Genomic DNA, 3,314 nt, shown 5'->3' on the forward strand with positions numbered 1-3,314 from the left:
ACTTATAACGATGCAAACATGCTGACTGCCCAGACCAACCGATTGGGAGAAAATGTTTTGGGACAGTATTCCGTCAGCTACTATCTGGACGGCAACAAGGAAAGCATTGCGGAGAGCGGCAAGCCAACCACCAGCTATCTCTATGACGATATGGGCAGGCTGACAAAAGAAATTGTTTCCGGCGAAAGCCAAAGCGAATATTTCTATGACAATTTCTTAAACAGAAGCCAAAAGATAGAAAAAGATGCGTCTGGCAACGTCATAAAGACAAATATCTATCAGTATAATAAGAATAACTGGCTGCTGGAAGACCGGGAAACCGCGGGAGAAAGCCAGACGGTAAGAAACTTCTTCTATGACAACATGGGCAACCAGACCATGAAGACCATCACCACCATCGGTGAAGCAACAGGAGAACCGTCGGTCACCATCGGGGAGGATCCCAACGGAATCCAGCTGTTTGAATACGATCCGCTGAACCGGATGACAAAGTCCACCATAAACAATGTGACAACGACGTACACATATGATGCCAATGGTTTGCGCCAGAGCAAAACCACCAACGGCGTGACCACCAGCCATATCTATGACGGGCAGAATATTGTCATGGACGACAAGGCCGGGGAAAAGCAGGTGTTTGTCAGAGGCCTCTCCCCTATCTCCCGAACAGTAAACGGAGGAAGCAAAGAATATTATTCCTTCAATACCCACGGAGATACCGCACAACTGGTCAACGCAAGCGGAACCATATTAAAAGATTATACCTATGATGCATTCGGAAACCAGAAGCAAACGGAGGAAAATGACAACAATCCCTTCCGTTACTGCGGAGAATATTTCGACAATGAAACCGGATTCATCTACCTCAGAGCAAGGTATTATGACAGCGATATTGGGAGATTTATTTCTGAAGATCCAGCACGAAGTGGATTGAATTGGTTTGTTTATTGTACGAATAATCCGGTGAACATGATTGATCCAGAAGGGCTAGCTGAAATGATATTGAGTTATGTTGTAGAGGCTTATGGTGGCTCACTTTATTACGATGAATCTAGTAACGCGCTTTATCTACACAATCAAAGTGGTCAAAGTATGCTTGTTGATACATCCGACTTGGGTTATATGCTTGATCGTTTCATCATAGATTCTGATATAAGTAAAGATTTATTTAGAGAAATGAATAATTTTTTAGGTGTTCATGGAATGGAAACATATCGACATCAAGCAGATCAAACTTTTATAACAGAAGGAGATGCTGTTCTCGCTTTTAAATTTATGTATTTTTCAAAGTCAATTTCAGAAAAACAGGAATATGGAACATATATACAGAAAGATTCAAAGACGGGAAGGCATTACTTTAAAGAGATAAGAAACAGTTCGGCAAGTGGAAGTGATGGAAATAACATAGATTTAGGGATGCCAGATCATAATACTGTTGCAAGCGTACACACTCATTGGCATCCTAATGGTTCTTTAACATTTTCACCAGGAGAGCATGGTGATGATGGCAATCAATATAAATTAGAACAGCTGGGTTATAAATTAAACTATTATTTAGTTAACAGAAAAGAAGAAATAAGAGTTAGAAATAATAGAGGGAATTAAAAATGAAAAAAATTGTTATATGCTTTTCTGTAATCTTTATTATATGTATTTTAATACTTAATGAAACATTTATTCGATACATTATTGGGAGAATAGAGGAAAAAAACGAAAACTATGGCAACGCAATACAAATTTATTCTAAGCTAAATCATTACAAAGATGCTCAGAATAGAAAAGTTAATCTAATCAAGTGGAGCAATCTGCACCGTGTCGAAACCAGCATATCAAATGCAATCGTTTTAAATCAAGATGGGAGCGTTACTTTGCTCAGAAATAGAGATGGGGAATTTTTTCAAGTTGATGGTTGGAAGAATATAACATCAGTTTCATCTGATGGAGTCAACATTGCTGGATTAAAAGCGGATGGAACAGTGGAAGTGGTGGGTGATAACTCAGAGGGTCAATGTGATACCGATCATTTGCGAGATATCACCGCAATTGATATCAAATATTGTATGCTGGTTGCATTGGACAGTCAAGGTCAAATCACAATTGTGGGAAAAAACAGTGAAAAATACCAGCCTATTGTTGATACTTGGCAAAATGTTATATCGGTTGCAACAAGCGGAGAACATATCGTTGCTCTTACCTCGCAAGGCACTGTGCTTTCCTGCGGAAATAATGAGAGGGGACAATGTGATGTGACAGCTTGGAATAACATTGTTCAGGTTGACGCAAATTCTTTCTATACTGTCGGATTAACGCATGATGGAACGGTTTTGATCGCTGGAAGTGCAGGCTTGACTAGTGAAATAATTCCAATTGATACTACCAAATGGAACAAAATAGTCCGGATAAGCGCAGCTAATTATCACTGTATCGGTTTAAAGAAAAATGGAACCGTAGTTGCAGTAGGTCAAAATGAAAACAATGAGTGTGAGGTTGATGATTGGAAAGATATTGTGGAGATCAATGGTGGAATATTTGATACCATCGGAATAAAAAAAGATGGTAGTTATTTGTCGACAATGGAAGCATGGGATCAAATGCAGCAATAGATGCGACAAAAAACATAAGGGGTTAGTTCTATTGTGTCAAGAGGAAGGAGAAGATAACAACTAGGACAGGAAGTGGTTACATCGCAATAGCTAACAATCACATCTCATTTATCAAAAACTTGTAAAAAATGGGACTAGAAATTACTCTAGTCCCATTTTTTCTTATCAACCTTCATCATTCTTTGAGCTCTGTTTTATCACCTGATTCACATAAACGCTTCCACCAGCTAACAAAATTCCCTGTGTGATTCCTGTAAATATCAGAATAGCTACATCTTTATATGTATTTACATCAACCGTTGCAATTAAATAAATTACGGATAAAAATATCCCGAATGCACCGAGAAGTACCGGAATAAATGTCCGCAACCGATTTCAACGGAAATACGGTGACCACGGCATACAATAAGCTGAACAAAGAAACGGAAGTTGTCACACCGATGGAAGAGAATGTGACGGCAAAAGTGAATTACTTCTACGACAATCTGGGACGGGAGCATGCAATCTATATGGAAGAGCCGGGTTCCGGCTATCAGAAAATGAAGCAGACAGACTACGATCTTTTCAGTCGTCCGATCAAGATATCTCTGTTTGCGGAAAGTGAGACAACTCCCTCCGGCGTGATGGAATACACCTATTATGCGGACAGCAGTCCAAAGTCGGAGACGGCAAAAGAAGGCAGCAAGGTTCTGAGCAAAAAGGATTACGCCT

Annotated in this window: 4 protein-coding genes; 3 read left to right on the forward strand and 1 reads right to left on the reverse strand. The window is 39.6% G+C overall.

Translation table 11 applies throughout. The features are described 5' to 3' along the window. Both KQI32_RS13000 and KQI32_RS13005 read left to right on the forward strand, forming a co-directional pair. The coding region (locus tag KQI32_RS13000) for an RHS repeat-associated core domain-containing protein (protein ID WP_305854639.1) at positions 1-1,605 on the forward strand (1,605 nt) is incomplete at its 5' end. Between the two features lie 2 nt (positions 1,606-1,607). Then, positions 1,608-2,603 (forward strand): hypothetical protein, encoded by a 996-nt coding sequence (locus tag KQI32_RS13005; RefSeq protein ID WP_216426024.1) that lies wholly within the window; start codon positions 1,608-1,610, stop codon positions 2,601-2,603. A 165-nt stretch (positions 2,604-2,768) separates the two neighbouring features. Here KQI32_RS13005 and KQI32_RS13720 read toward each other — a convergent pair whose 3' ends face one another. Further along, positions 2,769-2,972: a phage holin family protein gene (locus KQI32_RS13720; protein WP_216426026.1), complete on the reverse strand. Its 204-nt coding sequence runs from the start codon at positions 2,970-2,972 to the stop codon at positions 2,769-2,771. On the opposite strand from KQI32_RS13720, the gene KQI32_RS13015 reads away from it, so the two are divergent. Beyond that, positions 2,963-3,314 (forward strand): hypothetical protein (locus KQI32_RS13015; protein ID WP_216426028.1); only part of this gene is annotated, 352 nt, incomplete at its 3' end. The two genes, KQI32_RS13720 and KQI32_RS13015, sit on opposite strands and share 10 nt — an antisense overlap.

It is taken from the genome of Acetivibrio sp. MSJd-27, assembly GCF_018918095.1.
Taxonomy (GTDB): Bacteria; Bacillota; Clostridia; order UMGS1840; family HGM11507; genus HGM11507.